At 64.8% G+C, this 15,173-nt stretch carries 18 protein-coding genes; 6 read left to right on the top strand and 12 right to left on the bottom strand.

Going from position 1 to position 15,173, the window contains the following annotated elements:
* Positions 1–74 precede the first annotated feature (74 nt).
* Complete coding sequence (locus GGQ64_RS13645; protein ID WP_246422627.1) at positions 75–1,010, top strand: right-handed parallel beta-helix repeat-containing protein; 936 nt, start codon at positions 75–77, stop codon at positions 1,008–1,010.
* Between the two features lie 27 nt (positions 1,011–1,037).
* On the opposite strand, the gene GGQ64_RS13640 is transcribed toward GGQ64_RS13645, so the two are convergent.
* The 8 genes from GGQ64_RS13640 to GGQ64_RS13605 form a co-directional block, all read right to left on the bottom strand.
* Positions 1,038–2,453 carry a mannitol dehydrogenase family protein gene (locus tag GGQ64_RS13640; protein WP_183805098.1) on the bottom strand — a complete coding sequence of 472 codons (1,416 nt, stop codon included), beginning with the start codon at positions 2,451–2,453 and terminating at the stop codon, positions 1,038–1,040.
* 3 nt (positions 2,454–2,456) lie between these two features.
* Positions 2,457–3,653 (bottom strand): mannonate dehydratase, encoded by a 1,197-nt coding sequence (gene uxuA / locus GGQ64_RS13635; protein WP_183805096.1) that lies wholly within the window; start codon positions 3,651–3,653, stop codon positions 2,457–2,459.
* A 17-nt stretch (positions 3,654–3,670) separates the two neighbouring features.
* Positions 3,671–4,732, bottom strand: a complete 1,062-nt coding sequence (locus GGQ64_RS13630; protein ID WP_183805094.1) for an L-idonate 5-dehydrogenase — start codon at positions 4,730–4,732, stop codon at positions 3,671–3,673.
* Positions 4,733–4,799: 67 nt separating this feature from the next.
* Complete coding sequence (locus tag GGQ64_RS13625) at positions 4,800–6,206, bottom strand: TRAP transporter large permease (RefSeq protein ID WP_183805093.1); 1,407 nt, start codon at positions 6,204–6,206, stop codon at positions 4,800–4,802.
* Positions 6,207–6,210: 4 nt separating this feature from the next.
* A complete protein-coding gene (locus tag GGQ64_RS13620) occupies positions 6,211–6,783 on the bottom strand; it encodes a TRAP transporter small permease subunit (protein ID WP_183805452.1) in 573 nt (190 codons plus the stop codon).
* A 69-nt stretch (positions 6,784–6,852) separates the two neighbouring features.
* Positions 6,853–7,782, bottom strand: a complete 930-nt coding sequence (locus GGQ64_RS13615; protein ID WP_246422657.1) for a sialic acid TRAP transporter substrate-binding protein SiaP — start codon at positions 7,780–7,782, stop codon at positions 6,853–6,855.
* Between the two features lie 108 nt (positions 7,783–7,890).
* The gene (locus GGQ64_RS13610; RefSeq protein ID WP_183805089.1) at positions 7,891–8,604 is read right to left on the bottom strand and encodes a FadR/GntR family transcriptional regulator; all 714 of its coding nucleotides are present in this window, start codon (positions 8,602–8,604) and stop codon (positions 7,891–7,893) included.
* 92 nt (positions 8,605–8,696) lie between these two features.
* Entirely contained in the window at positions 8,697–9,779 is a 1,083-nt protein-coding gene (locus GGQ64_RS13605; protein WP_183805087.1) for an Ldh family oxidoreductase, read from the bottom strand.
* A 170-nt stretch (positions 9,780–9,949) separates the two neighbouring features.
* Between GGQ64_RS13605 and GGQ64_RS13600 the strand changes: the two genes are divergently transcribed.
* Positions 9,950–10,963, top strand: coding sequence for a GntR family transcriptional regulator (locus GGQ64_RS13600; protein ID WP_183805085.1), 1,014 nt, complete (start codon positions 9,950–9,952; stop codon positions 10,961–10,963).
* An 8-nt stretch (positions 10,964–10,971) separates the two neighbouring features.
* On the opposite strand, the gene GGQ64_RS13595 is transcribed toward GGQ64_RS13600, so the two are convergent.
* Positions 10,972–11,649 carry a GntR family transcriptional regulator gene (locus tag GGQ64_RS13595; protein WP_183805083.1) on the bottom strand — a complete coding sequence of 226 codons (678 nt, stop codon included), beginning with the start codon at positions 11,647–11,649 and terminating at the stop codon, positions 10,972–10,974.
* 117 nt (positions 11,650–11,766) lie between these two features.
* Here GGQ64_RS13595 and GGQ64_RS13590 point away from each other — a divergent pair, with 117 nt between their 5' ends.
* The gene (locus GGQ64_RS13590; RefSeq protein WP_183805081.1) at positions 11,767–12,885 is read left to right on the top strand and encodes a mandelate racemase/muconate lactonizing enzyme family protein; all 1,119 of its coding nucleotides are present in this window, start codon (positions 11,767–11,769) and stop codon (positions 12,883–12,885) included.
* Positions 12,886–12,923: 38 nt separating this feature from the next.
* Here GGQ64_RS13590 and GGQ64_RS13585 read toward each other — a convergent pair whose 3' ends face one another.
* The 3 genes from GGQ64_RS13585 to GGQ64_RS13575 all read right to left on the bottom strand — a co-directional run bounded on the left by GGQ64_RS13585 (position 12,924) and on the right by GGQ64_RS13575 (position 13,937).
* On the bottom strand, positions 12,924–13,154 hold the full coding sequence (locus tag GGQ64_RS13585; RefSeq protein WP_183805079.1) for a hypothetical protein: 231 nt from the start codon (positions 13,152–13,154) through the stop codon (positions 12,924–12,926).
* Complete coding sequence (locus tag GGQ64_RS13580) at positions 13,151–13,357, bottom strand: hypothetical protein (RefSeq protein WP_183805077.1); 207 nt, start codon at positions 13,355–13,357, stop codon at positions 13,151–13,153. The genes GGQ64_RS13585 and GGQ64_RS13580 overlap by 4 nt, the downstream gene beginning before the upstream one ends.
* Positions 13,358–13,544: 187 nt before the next feature.
* The gene (locus tag GGQ64_RS13575) at positions 13,545–13,937 is read right to left on the bottom strand and encodes a hypothetical protein (protein WP_183805075.1); all 393 of its coding nucleotides are present in this window, start codon (positions 13,935–13,937) and stop codon (positions 13,545–13,547) included.
* 59 nt (positions 13,938–13,996) lie between these two features.
* Between GGQ64_RS13575 and GGQ64_RS13570 the strand changes: the two genes are divergently transcribed.
* The 3 genes from GGQ64_RS13570 to GGQ64_RS13560 all read left to right on the top strand — a co-directional run bounded on the left by GGQ64_RS13570 (position 13,997) and on the right by GGQ64_RS13560 (position 15,082).
* On the top strand, positions 13,997–14,206 hold the full coding sequence (locus tag GGQ64_RS13570) for a cold-shock protein (RefSeq protein WP_183805073.1): 210 nt from the start codon (positions 13,997–13,999) through the stop codon (positions 14,204–14,206).
* 292 nt (positions 14,207–14,498) lie between these two features.
* Complete coding sequence (gene rpsU / locus GGQ64_RS13565; protein WP_112600385.1) at positions 14,499–14,738, top strand: 30S ribosomal protein S21; 240 nt, start codon at positions 14,499–14,501, stop codon at positions 14,736–14,738.
* 137 nt (positions 14,739–14,875) lie between these two features.
* The gene (locus tag GGQ64_RS13560; RefSeq protein ID WP_183805070.1) at positions 14,876–15,082 is read left to right on the top strand and encodes a hypothetical protein; all 207 of its coding nucleotides are present in this window, start codon (positions 14,876–14,878) and stop codon (positions 15,080–15,082) included.
* The last annotated feature ends 91 nt before the right edge of the window (positions 15,083–15,173 follow it).

Below are 15,173 nucleotides of genomic sequence, written 5' to 3'. Positions count from 1 at the left end.
ACGGTGTGTTTTACGAACTTTCCTCCGGGGCAGAGATACGACACAATCGGGCTTTTCGGGGGAGGGTGAAGATCATGCCCATGTCATGCAGCCTTGCCGCGATGCGCCTTGCGAAATCCTTCGGGGCCGTGGCCTTGATCGTAGCGGCGCCGGGCCCGGCCGGCAGTCATCAACTGCCGCCGCATGCGGAGCCCTGGCTTTCGGTTGCGCAGGCCAGTGGCGCAGGAGACGGACGCGCACGTAGCGGGATCGTCCTGGTGAGAGACGCTGTCGCATCCGGCTTCCCGGACGCCTCGACCGCCGGCGTTCCGCCAGGCATCAACCTTGAGGAATACACCGGCCCGATGGAGATAACGGAGGCCGGCACGGTGATCGAGAACGCGATCATCAACGGCACGCTGCGCATCACCGCCGACAACGTCGTGGTCAAGAACAGCGTGATCAAGTACAGCGGCAGCTGGGGCATCGATGCCGAAGGTGCCAAGAACGTCACCATCCAGAACAACGACATCACCGGTCCGGGCTATTCCGGCACCGCCAACGCCGCCATCCTCGGCAGCGGCAACTTCAGCGGCAACGACATCTCCAAGTCGGAGAACGGCATCGTCCTGCAGGGCGGCGCCAGTACGGTGAAGGGCAACTATATCCACGACCTCGAGGTGGCCGGCTCCGACCCGCACTATGACGGCATCTCGGTGCAGGGCGGCCAGAACGGCGTGCTGATCGAAGGTAACACCGTCATCGGTCGCGACACCTCCGACGTCTTCATCAAGAACGACTTCGGCCCGATCGCCAACGTCAAGGTGATCGGCAACCTGCTGCTCGGCGACAGCGGCTATCCGGTCTATGTCGACGGTCGCGCCAATGGCGGGCCGATCACCGGCGTGACGATCAGCAACAACCACGTGGAGATCGGCGGATACGGATATTATTCCGTCGAGAACGCCAGTCCGGCGATCTCCGGCAACATCGAATATCCGCGCAACGGTGCGCCGATGCCGGGCCGTTGAGGCCATGGCCGGCCCGCAGGCCTCGGCCTAAAGGGCGCCGGGCGCTGCCGCCTGCAGTTCGGCGTTGATCGCGTCGCGCCAGCCGCGGGCTGCAACGAGCTCGGGGGGAAACAGTCCGCCGATCGCAAGGAAGGATGCGGACGGGTCCGCGGTGTCGAGGTTCCGGGCGGCCTCCAGAATCTCGTCCCGGCGCGGATCGTCCGCTTCCATGCGCTTGCGGACGGCCGTGATCCAGAGCGCCACGACATGGGCGAAGGCGGCCGCATCGCTGTCGGACCTCAACGCCTCGACTGCCGGCGCGAAGATGCGCTGTGGCAGCTTCTGCGTGCAGTCCATGGCGATCTGGACGTTGCGATGGGCGATCGCCTTGTTGGCGAAGCGGGCGAGGAGTTGGGCCTGGTATTCGTCGAGATCGACGCCCGGCACCGGGTCGAGCGTCGGGACGACGGCTTCCATGTGCCGGTGCACCTGGCGGACGAGCTCCGGCACGGCCATCACGTCGCGCACGCATTCCAGCCCGTGCAGGAGGCCGAGATGGGCGATCAGGGTGTGCGAGCCGTTGAGGAGCCTGAGCTTCATCTTCTCATAGGGTTCGACCTGGGCGGCGAAGATGGCGCCGCCGGCCTCCCATGCCGGACGCCCGCAGACGAAGTCGTCCTCGATCACCCATTGCAGGAAAGGTTCCGTCTCGAGCGCAAGGCTGTCTTCGACGCCGAGCAGGCGTTTGGCGATCGATCGTGTCTCTTCCGTGGCCGCGGGAACGATGCGATCGACCATGCTGCAGGGAAAGGTGCAGTTGGCGGCGATCCAGTCTGTCAGACCCTGGTCGCGGCGTTCGGCCATTTCGAGCACCAGGCGGCGCAGGATCCTGCCGTTGGAGGGGAGATTGTCGCAGCACAGTACGGTGTAGGGCGCGATGCCCCTTGCGCGGCGGAGCGCCAGCCCCTCGACCAGGAAGCCGAGCACGCCCGTCGGGGCATGCGGATTGGCAAGGTCGGCGGCCACCGCGGGATGGGTCGTGTCGAGGCCTCCTGTCGCAGGATGCAGGCCATAGGCCTTTTCGGAAACCGTGAGCGTCACGACGCGGACGCCGGGATCTGCGAGATAGGCGAGCACCTTTTCGCAATCCCGTGCCGCGCAGAGCCAGTCGACCGCGGCGCCGATCACCTCGGCTATGTCTTTCTCCGGTGCCCGGACCACGATGGAGTGCAGGCCGTCCTGGCTCTGCAATGCCTCGACCGGCTCGGACGAGCGCAGGTTGACCGCGACGATGCCCCAGGGGCCGAAGCTCGCGGAGAGGGCGCGTTGCGTATAGACCGCCTGATGTGCCCGGTGGAAGGCGCCAAGCCCGATGTGGACGATGCCCGGGCGAAGTGCTGCCCGGTCATAGGCCGGCCGGGCCACGGACGGCGGGAGGTCGGTCGAGGCGGAGAGGCGTTCCATGCGTCAGGCCAGTCCGTAGCGGGCGTGAAGGAGGGTGCGTTCGATGCCGCGCAGTTCGGCCAGGCCCTTCAGGCGGCCGATGGCGGGATAGCCCGGCTGGGCGCCGCGCGTCAGGTCGTCGAGGATTTCCTGGCCGTGGTCGGGCCGCATCGGAATGCGGTGGTCTTCCCGGCCCTGTTCGCGCCGCCGCTTTTCCTCTTCCAGCAGGGCTGCGATGACGGCGATCATGTCGGTGCCGCCTTCCAGGTGCTCGTCCTCGAAAAAGGAGCAGGGAACGGTGTCGGTATCGCGCGTGACGTTGCGCAGATGCACGAAATGGATCCGGTCCGCGAAGCGCCTTGCGATGAAGGGCAGGTCGTTGTCGGCGCGCGCGCCGAGCGAGCCGGTGCACAGGGTGACGCCGTTCGCCCGGCTGTCGACCTGCGAGAGCATGTGCGCGTAGTCGGCTTCCGTCGAAAGAATGCGCGGCAGGCCGAGCAGCGGCCACGGCGGGTCGTCGCCATGGGCGCAGATGTTGATGCCGACGTCCTCTGCCACTGGCGTCACCTCGGTGAGAAAATCGACGAGGTTCGACTGCAGCCTTGCCCGGTCGACGCCCTGGTAGGAGCGCAGCTTCTCCAGAAGCTGGTCGAGCGTGTAGCCGTCGGCCGAGCCCGGCAGGCCGGCGCCGATGTTGCGCCCAAGCCCTGCGATCCTCTCGCCCGGCATTTCGGCATGTCGCCTGGCGGCGTCCTCGATCAGCCAACCGGGGTAGTCGGCCTTCGCCTCGGGCCGCTTGAGGATGTGGATGTCGAAGGCGGCGAAATCGACGAGATCGAAGCGCATGGCCTTTGCGCCGTGGCGCGTGTCCCAGCGCAGGTCGGTGCGGGTCCAGTCGAGCACCGGCATGAAGTTGTAGCAAACGGTGCGGATGCCGCAGGCCGACAGGCGCCGCAGCGTTTCCTGCCAGTTGGCGACATGGGCGCGCCAGTCGCCCTTCTGCGTCTTGATGTCTTCGGAAACGGGGATGCTCTCGACCACGTCCCAGACGAGGCCGCCTGCTGCGATCTCATCCTGCCGCTTGCGGATTTCGTCGATCGTCCAGGCCGTCCCCGTCGGAACGTGGTGCAGGGCGCTGACGATCCCTTCGGCGCCGGCCTGCGCCGCGTCGCGCACCGTCACCTTGTCGACCGGGCCGAACCAACGCCATGTGTGTCTCATCGTCTTGTCCTTGAGCTTTAGTTGGAGCCGTCGAAGGTAAGTTGCACCTTGCAGGCGACCGTGCGGTCGCCGGCCTGTTCCAAGGCCTCCACCGCCTTTTCGAGCGGAAATGCGTGGGAAATGATCGGCCGCACGTCGATGACGCGCCGCGACAGGAGGTCGACCGCCTGGGCGAACTCGTGGTGGAACCGTTGCGAGCCGCGCCAGACGATTTCCTTGCCGACCAGCGCATTGAGCGGAATGGTGATATCGCCGGTGACCCCGACCTGGACGATGGTGCCGCGCGGCCTGATGGCGGCGAAGGCCGTGCGCAGCGCCGGTCCGGCGGCCGAGCAGTCGAAGACGACGTCGAAGGTCCCCTTGTCCTTCTGCCAGGGCGCCAGCCCCTCGGGGTTCTGCGCGACATTGACGGTCGTCGTCGCCCCCATCGCCGGCGCGCGCGAAAGGGCGGCATCGGTCAGGTCGGTGACGACGATTTCGGAAGCCCCGGCGTGGCGCGCAGCGGCGGTCGTCAGGAGGCCGATCGGGCCTGCACCGGTGACGAGCACTCTTGCCCCTTCAAGGTGGCCCGCCTGAGCTGCCGCATGCAGGCAGACGGCGAGCGGCTCGGCGCAGGCGGCTTCCGCCGGCGTCAGATCCTCGGCAACCGGGTGGCACTGGATGGCCGGCACGAGCAGCCGGTCGCGGAACATGCCCTGCTCGTGCGGCAGGCGCATGGCGCTGCCCATGAAGCGCATTTCGAGGCAGTGGATAGGCTGGTCGATGGCGCAGTAGCGGCATTTTCCGCAGGGCTGCGACGGGTTGACGGCGACGAGCATGCCGATCCTCAGCGAACCGGCACCTGTTTCCGCACCGTCGCCCAGCGCTTCGACATAGCCCGATGCCTCATGTCCGGAAATGATCGGCTCGCGGACCCGCACGGGGCCGAAGCCGCCATCCTGGTAGTAGTGGAGGTCGGAGCCGCAGATGCCGCCGGCGGCCATGCGCAGCAGCACCTCGCCAGGCCCCGGCTGGCGGACCTCCTGTGTCTCGACCCGCAGATCGCGTGTTCCGTGAAGACGTGCCACCCGTGTCAGCATGCCTCTTCTTCCTTGGTCTCGTTGGGGAGGAAGCCCGCGCCGGATGTACCCGCGCGGGCAGGCTGCATCAGCGGATCAGGCCCATCTCTGTCGGTAGCCACAGCGTGACGGCCGGGATGAAGGTAATGATGATCAGCGCGACGAACAGCGGCACCAGCCAGGGCACGATGGCCATCGTCGTGCGCTCGACCGAGAGTTTGGCGACACGCGAGAGCACGAACAGCACCATGCCGAGCGGCGGATGCAGGAGGCCGATCATCAGGTTCAGCGTCATGATCAGGCCGAAATGCACCGGGTCGATGTCGAACTGCAGCACCAGCGGCAGCAGGATCGGAACGAGAATGGTGATCGCCGCGATCGTATCCAGGAAGCAGCCGACGAAGAGCATCAGCAGGTTGACCAGGATGAGGAACACCCATTTGCTGTCCGTCAGGCCGGTAATGGCCGTCGAGAGCAGCTGCGCCGTCTGGCTGACGGTGAGCAGCCAGGCGAAGACCGAGGCCGCCGCGACGATGAAGAGCACCGAGGCGGTCGTTTCGATCGTGTCCATCGTTGCCTTGGCAAGCGAGCGGAAGGTCATCGTGCGATAGCGCACGAGGCCCAGGAAGAGCGACCAGAGGACCGCAGCGACGGCGGCTTCGGTGGGCGTGAACCAGCCCATGGTCATGCCGCCGATCAGGATGACCGGGGTCATCAGCGCCATGACGGCGGAAAAGTCGAAATACCAGTCGCAGGCGAGCAGGACGATGAGCGCGACCAGGATGGCGTAATTGAGCGAAAGGCCCATGGCGGTCAGTAGATAGATGCCGATCGGCACCATCATCACCACGAGGACTTCCAGCGATGCGCCGAAGATCATGCGCAGGCTGAAGGGCGTATCCGAACCCCAGCGCTTGATGTAGGCGAAGATCGCGACCGTGACCATCATCAGGACGGTCATGACGACGCCGGGAACGATGCCGGCCATGAACAGGGCGCCGATCGAGACGTTGGCCATCATGCCGTAGATGACGAAGGGCAGCGACGGCGGGAAGATCGGGCCGAGCGTGGCCGAGGCTGCGGTGACGCCGACGGCGGCCTCGACCGGATAGCCGTGATCCTTCATCGCCTTGATCTCGATGGTGCCGATGCCGGCCGCATCGGCAAGTGCCGTGCCGGACATTCCGGAAAAGACCACCGAGCCGATGATGTTCACCTGCGCCAGACCGCCCTTCATCCAGCCGACCAGCGCGACGGCGAAGGAATAGATGCGGCCGGTGACGCCGGCGACGTTCATCAGGTTGCCGGCGAGGATGAAGAAGGGAACGGCGAGCAGCGGGAAGCTCTCGACGCCGGCGATCAGCCGCTGTGCGGCAATGATGTCGGGCGCGACGCCATAGAGGACGATGTAGAGCACGGACGAGACGGCCATCGATATCGCGACGGGCAGGCCGATGATCATCAAAAGAAGAAAAGAGCCAATCAGAACCAGCATGTGATCAATCCTCTGCGTTCTGGAACGCTTCCGGGCGCTCGAGCACGGAATAGCCGCGGCGCATGTTGGCGACGAAGACCTGGATGGAGCGCAGGAACATCAGGACGAAGGCTGCGAGCACGGTGTAGAAGACGATGTTGCGCGGCAGCGCCACGGTCACCATTTCCTCGTCGGCGACGATCTCCATGTAGCGCCACATCAGCCACGAACCGTATGCGAAGAATCCGATCCTCACGAGGTCGACGATCGTCGCCATGACGCGCGTCACCCTGGCCGGCAGGTAATGGTAGAGAACGTCCACCTGGATATGGCGCGACATGCGCACGCACATCACCGATCCGAGGAACACCACGCCGATCAGGCAGTTGACCGCGATTTCCTCCGTCCAGGCATAGCTGTTGTTCAGCACGTAGCGCGTGAAGAACTGGAGGAATACGCAGCCCGTCATCAGCCAGAAGATCCCCAGCGTGACCCAGTCCTCGAAGGCATACACCTTCAGGTCGACGTCTGCCGGTGCTTCGTCGAAGGTATGGGCAAGTTCCTCAGGCGTGACCTGAGTGTGAATTTCCTGCGTCACAGACATAAAGAATATCCCGTCTCGAAAGTGTGGACGGCGCGACCGCTCCGGGCCGCGCCGTTACCGAAATCACTTGATGGCGCGGATGGCTTCCCAGTCGGCCTTTTCGTAGCCGAATTCCTCGAAGGTCACCTTTTCGAGCACGTTCTTCTCGAAATCGGCCTTGTCGACCTCGACGACGTTGAGACCGCGCTTCTTGAAGTCTTCGACGAGAGCGACCTCGCGCTCCTCGATGATCTTCGTCGTGCGGGCCGCGGCTTCCTGCATGACCTCGATGAAGATCTTCCTGTCCTCTTCCGACAGGCTCTCCCAACGGCTCTTGGAGATCAGGGTATTGAGGTGATCGACGATGTGGCCGGTCAGGATGATGTTCTTCTGCACCTCGAAGAACTTCTTGGCTTCGATGGTCGTCAGCGGGTTTTCCTGCGCATCCACCGTGCCGTTCTGCAGGGCGAGGTAGACTTCCGCGAAGGCGATCGGCGCGGTGTTGGCCCCGCAGGCGCGCGGCATGGCGAGATAGGCCGGCACGTCCGGAACGCGCATCTTGACGCCCGCCATGTCGGCACACTTTTCGACCGCCGTGTTCGACGTCGTCTGGCGCGTGCCGTAGTAGCTGACGGCTGCGATGACGTTTCCGGTCTTGTCCTCATAGCCCTTGGCGAGACGCTTGAAGACGTCGCTCTTCGTGTAGGCGATCAGGTGGCCCGGATCGCGGAAGATATAGGGGAAATAGGTGACGCCGATCGGCTTGAAGTCGCGCGCGGCGAAGCTCGAGCCGGAGATGATGATGTCGACCGTGCCGAGCTTCAGTCCCTGATTGATGTCGGCTTCCTTGCCGAGCTGCGAGGCGGGATACACCTCGATCTTGTAGCGGCCGTCGGTCCGCTTGGCGATTTCCTCGGCCGCCCAGACGGATTCGGTGTGGAACGGCTCGGACGTCTCGTAGACATGCGCCCATTTCAGGACGGTCTCTGCCTGGGCCGCGAAGGCGGACACCATGACGAGGGCGGTTGCGCCCAGGACTGCTTTCAAACTGAATGTCATTCTTTCCTCCCGAATTGATCTCAGTTTCCTCTTTCCCTCTCCTGCGCATCCCGTGCGGCAGGATCAGTCTTCCCTTGCCTGCTCCTCCCCGAAGCTTTCAGAGAATCTCTTCTGCGCCAGCGTCAGATGCGCCCGCATCGCCTCGCGCGCGGCGGACGGATCGGCCGCGGCAATGGCGTCGCGGATGACCCGATGCTCGTCCAGCGCCAGCTTCCACGTGTGCGGTCCTTCGAAATAGCTCGCGAGCCTCTCGAAATAGGGTGACGAGCGCCGGTCGTAGACGAGACCGGTGAAACGCTTCAGCGCCGAGTTTCCGATGATATCGATGATGGCGCCATGAAAGGCGCAGTCCAAGGCGACGGCACGATCCGGATCGCCAAGCGCGTCCTGCATCAGGTCCAGGTTCGCGTCGAGCGCGGCGATGCATTCCGGGCCGGCACACCGGGCGGCTTCCTCGGCAATCGCACTCTCGACGATGCAGCGGGCCTGCAGGATCTCGAACGGGCCGTCGCTGTCGTCGGCCGGCAGCACGGCAGGGCCGGCGGCCGGTTTGCGCATGATGTAGACGCCGGAACCCATACGGATCTGGACCAGGCCCTCCAGTTCGAGGACGATCAGGGCCTCGCGCACGGTCGGACGTGAAATGCCGAAGCGTTCCGCAAGCTCGCGCTCGGCCGGCAGCCGTTCGCCGACGACGAGTTCGCCGGTTCCGATGAGCGTGCGAATCTGGTCCGCGACCTGCCTGTAGAGGCGGCGCGGCTCCAATGCCATGAACATTCTGGTCCTCCCGACGTGCGCGTCCTCCCGCACACGTATTTGGTAAGGTGGCCTTACCAATTTCTCCCATTAGATAGCATTGTCGGTTGAAGTCAACCGCCGTTTTCCACTGCATGCGGCAGTTCCACGCCGTATCGGCTGGCGAGCTCGCCGAACGCCGCAAACGTTGCGGGATCGAGGCTGACCCCATGGGCTTCCCGGTGTGCGGCTTCCCGCCACTCCCGGTCGCCCGGTGCCATGACCGTGCACTGTTCCCGCACCGCGGATCCGCGCAGGACCTCCAGGTAGCGGGTCATGCCCGCCTCGAAGGTCTCGCGTGCAACGAAGGCCTCCGGCCTGATCGCCAGCACAAAGGCGCCCATGCAGCGCGGCGTCGAGAAATCGGGCCCCTGCATGGAGGCGATGTCGGCGCTCAGCCTCATGCCGGTCAGGACGGCGCTCAGGATCTCGACGAGCCCCGCCAGTCCGGCGCCCTTGAACCCGAATTCTCCGCCGAGCGGCGCCAGCATCTCGGCCTTTGCGGCGTCCGGCGTGTCGATGCCATTCAGGTCCGACGCGACGGCATCCGGCAACGGCGTACCGAGGCTGCGGTAGAGCAGGACGCGGTTGTAGGGGACGGCGCTGGTCGCCATGTCGAGCAGCCATGGATCCTGTCCCGGGGCCGGGACGCCAACCGATATCGGGTTCGTTCCGTGGAAGCGCGTCGCGCCGTCATGCAGGCGCACGATGCTGTCGGAATTGCAGACGGCAAGGCCGATGAAGCCCTGCCGCGCCGCTTCCAGCGCATAGGCGCCGGCGGGTCCGAAGTGCGAGGTGTTGCGGATCGCGACGGCGCCGATGCCGAAACGGCCGGCAAGGTCGACGGCGCGTTCCATCGCCCGATAGGCGGCGAGAGCGCCGTGCCCATCATCCGCGTCCAGTGTTTCGACGGCGCCGAAGCCGCCGAGTGTGCGCACCTTGGGCGTCCTGTTGATCCGCCCGCCGGTCAGGCCGGCGGCATAATGGGCCAGCAGGCGGACGCCATGGCTGTCCACGCCATGGCGGGTGCCGTGCAGCATGGCGCGCGTGGCCGCATCGGCCGTCGCCTCGTCGGCGCCTGTGGCCTTCAAGATGTCACGGCAAAAGCGGTCCAGCGCGGCGAGCGAAACGCGAGCCTGCGCATCGGCATGCAACATGAGGAACGTCTCCCGGGCGTCATATGTACTATGTACACACTAGACATGCGTCTGATCCCATGCAATCCCCGTCGTGAACGAAGAGCGTTCGCTGGTGCACAGGCGGGGCTGCCGCAGGCGCTGCGCTCGGGTTTCGTGAATACTGGCCGCAATCGGGAGCGATCGACGAAATGGGAAGCAGTGCATCCGGGATCGCTCCCAAGCTCTACCAGCGCGCCCGCGACGCGCTGGCATCCGAGATCGCCGGGGGTGCGCTTGCTGCGGGCATGCGCCTGACCGAAAGCGGCGTGGCCGGACGCTTCGGGATCAGCCGGGCGCCGGCGCGGCAGGCGCTCGCCGAACTGCAGCGCCTCGGCCTGGTGCGCAAGGCAGGGGCGAGGGGATATGAGGTGGTTGCCGGCGATCGCCCGCCCGGTTCTGAGCCAGGACCGGAACCGGAAGCAGGCCCGGCCGACCCGCAGCAGACGGCGGACCCTCGGATCCATTTCCTCTCGAGCTGGGAGCTGATCTACCCCCAGATCGAGATCGAGATCGTTTCGCGAACCTCGCTTGCCGGCTGGCGGATCAACGAGGCGATGCTCGCCAAGCATCATGGCGTCAGCCGGACGGTCGCGCGCGATGTCGTGGCGCGCCTTCAGCAGCGCGGGATCGCCCGGAAGGACGACCGCGGGCGCTGGTATGCCCCGGCGCTGACGGCAAAGCACATCGACGAACTCTACGAGCTGCGCTGGGTGCTCGAACCGCTCGCGCTGGAGAAGGCATTCCCCCTGCTGCCGGAAGGCCTCCTGCTGCGACTGCGGAGCCATGTCGAAAGTGCCATCGCGTCTGCTTCCCCGACAGAGGCGGAGACGCTGGATGCGCTCGAGCAGGAGCTTCACGTCGAGCTCCTGGGATATTGCGGCAACGATTCGCTGATGCGGGCGATCAGCCTGCCGCAGGCGCTGCTGGTTGCCCATCACTTCCTCTACCGGTGGACATCGGAGCTGTTCGACACCGAACCCTTCCTGCCGGAGCATCTGGACGTCATCGACCGGCTTCTCGCCGACGATATCGGTGGGGCAAAGGAAGCGCTGGTCCGCCACCTGCAGATATCGCGGGAGCGGGCCATGAGGCGCATCCAGGCGGTCGCGAGCGTCATTTCGCCGGACGCGCTGCCCTATCTGGAGCGCCTCGACGCAACGTAGCCGGCGCCTTACGACTGGGCTGCCTGCTCTGCCAGGATGCGTACCTGCCGCAGCGTATTCTCGCGGCTTCGCGTCAGATGATGGACCAGCGCCTGCACGGTCCGCTGCCTGTCCCTTGCCATGATGGCGTCGAGGACGGCCCGGTGCTCGTCGACGGACCTTTCATAGTCCCCGGGCACGGACACGAACAGCGTATGGGTCTGTCCGAGGAGGCGGGCGTGCGCTTCCGAGATCGTGCGAATGCCGGCGGCTTCCACCAGCGCGCTGTGGAACGCGCGGTCGTGGACCAGCGCCTGTGCGAGATCGTCGAGCGACGTGCCTGCGGCAAACTGCCGATGCTTCTCCAGGCTCCGCGACAGGCCGTGACATACGGTTTCGTCCAGCCGGCCGGCGTCGAAGGCCGCTTCGACGGCGCCCTTCTCGATCAGGATGCGCGCCGCGTACAGTTCCTCGACGTCCTCTTCGCTGTAGCTGCGGACGACCATGCCGCGCCGGGTGGAGGTGGCGACGAGCCCGTCGGCTTCCAGCCTGAGGCACGCTTCCTTCACCGGCGTCGGGCTGATGCCGAGGTCGGCGGCGAGATCGTTCGGCAGCAGGCGCCGGCCGCCGGGCAGCCGCCCGCTGATGATGCGCTCGCGAAGCTCCTGGTAGGCCTGCTCGGCCAGGGTGGTCCTGATCATGTTCATGGCCGGAGAATCCGCCAGCCGCCTCCGACTGGCAAGAGAAATAAAATAAAAAATTTTTTATTTTTCGACACGCGAGCTTTGCGCTACGACTGCATGCCGAGGAAGAGGAGAACCCTGATGAAGATAGCGTCCGTCGAGCCGTTCATTCTGCATTTGCCGCTGACGTCGGAGTCGATTTCGGACTCGACGCACAGCATCACGCATTGGGGCGTTGTCGGCACCAAGATCGTGACGACCGACGGGCTGGTGGGCTACGGGTTCACCGGGACGCATGCCCACCTGCCGTCCGACCGGCTGATCACGGCCTGCATCCGCGACTGCTACGCGCCGCTCCTGATCGGCGAGGACGCAAACGACCATACGCGGCTGTGGACCAAGCTCGCGCGCCATCCTGCCCTGCAATGGGTGGGTCGCGCCGGCATCACGCAGCTGGCTCTGGCAGCCGTCGACGTCGCGCTGTGGGACCTGAGGGCGAAAAAGGCTGGCCAGCCGCTCTGGGCCTATCTCGGCGGCGCGCGGACGAACAGCCTGGAAGCCTACAACACCGATATCGGCTGGCTTTCCTTCAGGCTGGAAACCCTGCTCGGCGGTGCCGCAAAGGCGGTCGAGGTGGACGGGTTCACCCGCCTGAAGATCAAGGTGGGGCACGACGATCCGAATACGGACATCGCGCGGCTCGCGGCCGTGCGCAAGCGGGTCGGACCTTCGGTCAGGATCGCTATCGACGGCAACGGCAAATGGGACCTGCCGACCTGCCAGCGATTCTGCATGCAGGCGCGCGACCTCGACATATACTGGTTCGAGGAGCCGCTCTGGTACGACGACGTGGCCGGGCATGCCGCCCTTGCACGCAGCACGGCCATCCCGATCGCGCTCGGCGAACAGCTCTACACGGTGGATGCGTTCAGCGCGTTCATCTCAGCGGGGGCGGTCGCCTATGTGCAGCCCGACGTCACCCGGCTCGGAGGCGTGACGGAGTATATCCAGGTCGCCGACCTCGCCCATGCCCATCGGCTGCCGGTGGTGCCGCATGCGGGCGAGATGAGCCAGGTGCATGTGCACCTGAGCTACTGGCACCCTGCCTCGACGATCCTCGAATACATCCCGTGGATCAAGGACCATTTCGAAGAGCCGATCGACGTTCGCGACGGCGTCTACAGGCGGCCCGAGCAGCCCGGAGCCAGCACGACCGTTCTTCAGGAGAGCCTCGCGCGCTATGGCAAGAGCATCGGCTGACCGGCACGGCACTCCATCCGGCCGCAGCCCCAAAGCGCTCAGTGCTTGCCCGGCAGGCCCTGGATGGCATATCGGTGCAGGCGCGACGGGCTGACGGCGGTGTCCTTGCTCAAGGTCGATGCCGGATTGGTGCCGTCGAGTCCGGACGGTTTGACGGCGGCGGGGGATCGCTGCCCCTCGGCGCGACCGGACCCGGTGTCGAACACGGTCCATGTTCCGTTGGGTTCGAGCCGGTGCCCGTAAGGCGTGGGCCTCGCCACGGCGGTCATCGGGCCTGCTCCGGCATGGTCAGCGTCAGGAAACGACGCAGAACGGACTGGGACGCCTGGTGAAGGGGACCAGCGAGCGGTTTCAGGTTGGCCGTCGTGTAGCCCGCGTTGTGAAGCATGTCCTTCAGCACGCGTGCGCTGATTTCGCCGGAAATGCTCTTGTCGCCTGTACGAAAATCGACGTGATGGACATTGGAAGACATTGCGCCCTCCTTTCAAACGGGGGCGAGACATCGCTTTCACGCAACCGCGCCCGAGACAATCTGTCGAAGGCGCCAACAGTGCGCGCATGCACCCCCCTTAGCAAGCGAACAATTGAGGTCAATGCGAGGCAGGCGAGGGTCGTTCGTTCGTCCCAGGGGGCCAACTTGTTTTGAACACAAAGGCCCCCTATATACCGGTCATCGGCATTGCTGATGAGCGCTGGAATGCATCTGTCGCTCGCAACTGCCGCAGTCGCTGCCTGCCTTTGACCACGGATGTACTGGCACTGGTGGATGAGCGATTATGAGGAAGGTCGGTGCGGTTTCGCCCCGACCTTTTTTGTTTGCGGTTTTCGGACGCATGCGCGAACGTCGACGCAAGATCTTCTGCCCTGGCGACAACAATTTTCGTTGCACTGGGCAGGATCTGCATAGTCGACATCGGGCGCCCGGCACCATGAGCGGGAAAATAAATCATTTCCGCCCTTGTTTTGAACCGGTATTCCGCTATTCTATGTTTATCGAACCTTGCTAGCGACTCTTGTCCGCGGCCGAACGGCGCTTTCAGATATCCCTTCATCGTCGATATTTCAGATCGGTCATCGTGACCGGGCCCACAAGCGATTGAAAGGAATCGTTATGAATACTGGAACCGTAAAGTGGTTCAACAGCACCAAGGGTTTTGGCTTTATCCAGCCGGATAACGGCAGCCAGGACGTCTTCGTGCACGTTTCTGCCGTCGAACGCGCCGGCATGCGTGGCCTGACCGAAGGTCAGAAGATCCGTTACGACATCGTGCAGGACAAGCGTTCGGGCAAGAGCTCGGCCGACAACCTGCAGGCCGCCTAACGAGCTTCATTGCCCCCGTGACCACGGATGTACTGGCACGCCGGCGGCAATGCTAAGGAAGGTCGGGAGCAGTCCCGGCCTTTTGTTTTTCGATCAGCAGGAGGCGTCGTCTCCGGTGCGGCATGTTCCGATGTGCCTGATCGCGCAGGTTCTGCCAGCCAATGTCGCGGGAGGGTTCGTTCCCTTGTCGCGGAAACGGCGACCGGTTGCACCTGCGGAAAGATCTTCCCGGGGCAATTCGTACGCAATCAGGATCAAGAAAATAGCAGCGCAGGCTGCGTAAGGAGACACTTTGCAGGTACTCGTCAGGGACAACAACGTCGAGCAGGCGCTTCGCGTACTCAAGAAGAAGATGCAGCGCGAAGGCCTATTCCGGGAGATGCGGACACGCAGCGCCTATGAGAAGCCCTCGGAAAAGCGTGCGCGCGAGAAGGCCGACGCGATCCGCCGGTCCCGCAAGCTGGCGCGCAAGAAGGCGCAGCGCGAAGGCCTGCTGCCCGCTCCGAAGAAGAAGGTCGCGCGTACCCGCTAAAGCGCGTCGCCCGCTTTAGCCCTTTGATTTTTCGCATGTCGTCGTCGCAAAACCACTGCACACTTTTGCGCGACATGCTTTAGCGGCCTGCGATGGTGCAGCCCTCGTGGCTGCATTTTTTTGACGAGGAGAACGGCATGACCGTCACAAAGGAAGACCTCTTCAAGCCGGGACAGAAGATGTCGGCCCAGGCAAAGGCCGACCAGACCAATGCCACCGCAAGGGAGATTCTTGCGGCGGAAACCGTCGCTAGGGAAAAGAAGACCGAAAAGCTTCGGGCGCTTCGCCTGGCGCAGCCCGCACCCGAGGCCCCGGCAGCCCCGAAGAAGGGCCGGCGGAAGTAGTTTCCGAAGGCTCCCCTCCCGTCCTGGCCCCGCCTTGCCGGGTGCGCCGTGCCGGTCCCCGCACCCTTCATGCCGAAGATCACCGTCCTCG

It is taken from the genome of Mycoplana azooxidifex, assembly GCF_014196765.1.
Lineage (GTDB): Bacteria > Pseudomonadota > Alphaproteobacteria > Rhizobiales > Rhizobiaceae > Mycoplana > Mycoplana azooxidifex.
The sequence above is the reverse complement of the archived record's forward strand: the minus strand, read 5'-3'. Positions and strand labels throughout refer to the sequence as shown.

Excerpts from the sequence above, each read along its gene's own strand:
- GGQ64_RS13645 (WP_246422627.1), top strand. The coding sequence starts at position 75 with ATGCCCATGTCATGCAGCCTTGCCGCGATGCGCCTTGCGAAATCCTTC.
- GGQ64_RS13640 (WP_183805098.1), bottom strand. The coding sequence starts at position 2,453 with ATGGAACGCCTCTCCGCCTCGACCGACCTCCCGCCGTCCGTGGCCCGG.
- uxuA (WP_183805096.1), bottom strand. The coding sequence starts at position 3,653 with ATGAGACACACATGGCGTTGGTTCGGCCCGGTCGACAAGGTGACGGTG.
- GGQ64_RS13630 (WP_183805094.1), bottom strand. The coding sequence starts at position 4,732 with ATGCTGACACGGGTGGCACGTCTTCACGGAACACGCGATCTGCGGGTC.
- GGQ64_RS13625 (WP_183805093.1), bottom strand. The coding sequence starts at position 6,206 with ATGCTGGTTCTGATTGGCTCTTTTCTTCTTTTGATGATCATCGGCCTG.
- GGQ64_RS13615 (WP_246422657.1), bottom strand. The coding sequence starts at position 7,782 with ATGGTGTCCGCCTTCGCGGCCCAGGCAGAGACCGTCCTGAAATGGGCG.
- GGQ64_RS13610 (WP_183805089.1), bottom strand. The coding sequence starts at position 8,604 with ATGTTCATGGCATTGGAGCCGCGCCGCCTCTACAGGCAGGTCGCGGAC.
- GGQ64_RS13605 (WP_183805087.1), bottom strand. The coding sequence starts at position 9,779 with ATGTTGCATGCCGATGCGCAGGCTCGCGTTTCGCTCGCCGCGCTGGAC.
- GGQ64_RS13600 (WP_183805085.1), top strand. The coding sequence starts at position 9,950 with ATGGGAAGCAGTGCATCCGGGATCGCTCCCAAGCTCTACCAGCGCGCC.
- GGQ64_RS13595 (WP_183805083.1), bottom strand. The coding sequence starts at position 11,649 with ATGAACATGATCAGGACCACCCTGGCCGAGCAGGCCTACCAGGAGCTT.
- GGQ64_RS13590 (WP_183805081.1), top strand. The coding sequence starts at position 11,767 with ATGAAGATAGCGTCCGTCGAGCCGTTCATTCTGCATTTGCCGCTGACG.
- GGQ64_RS13585 (WP_183805079.1), bottom strand. The coding sequence starts at position 13,154 with ATGACCGCCGTGGCGAGGCCCACGCCTTACGGGCACCGGCTCGAACCC.
- GGQ64_RS13580 (WP_183805077.1), bottom strand. The coding sequence starts at position 13,357 with ATGTCTTCCAATGTCCATCACGTCGATTTTCGTACAGGCGACAAGAGC.
- GGQ64_RS13575 (WP_183805075.1), bottom strand. The coding sequence starts at position 13,937 with ATGAAGGGATATCTGAAAGCGCCGTTCGGCCGCGGACAAGAGTCGCTA.
- GGQ64_RS13570 (WP_183805073.1), top strand. The coding sequence starts at position 13,997 with ATGAATACTGGAACCGTAAAGTGGTTCAACAGCACCAAGGGTTTTGGC.
- GGQ64_RS13560 (WP_183805070.1), top strand. The coding sequence starts at position 14,876 with ATGACCGTCACAAAGGAAGACCTCTTCAAGCCGGGACAGAAGATGTCG.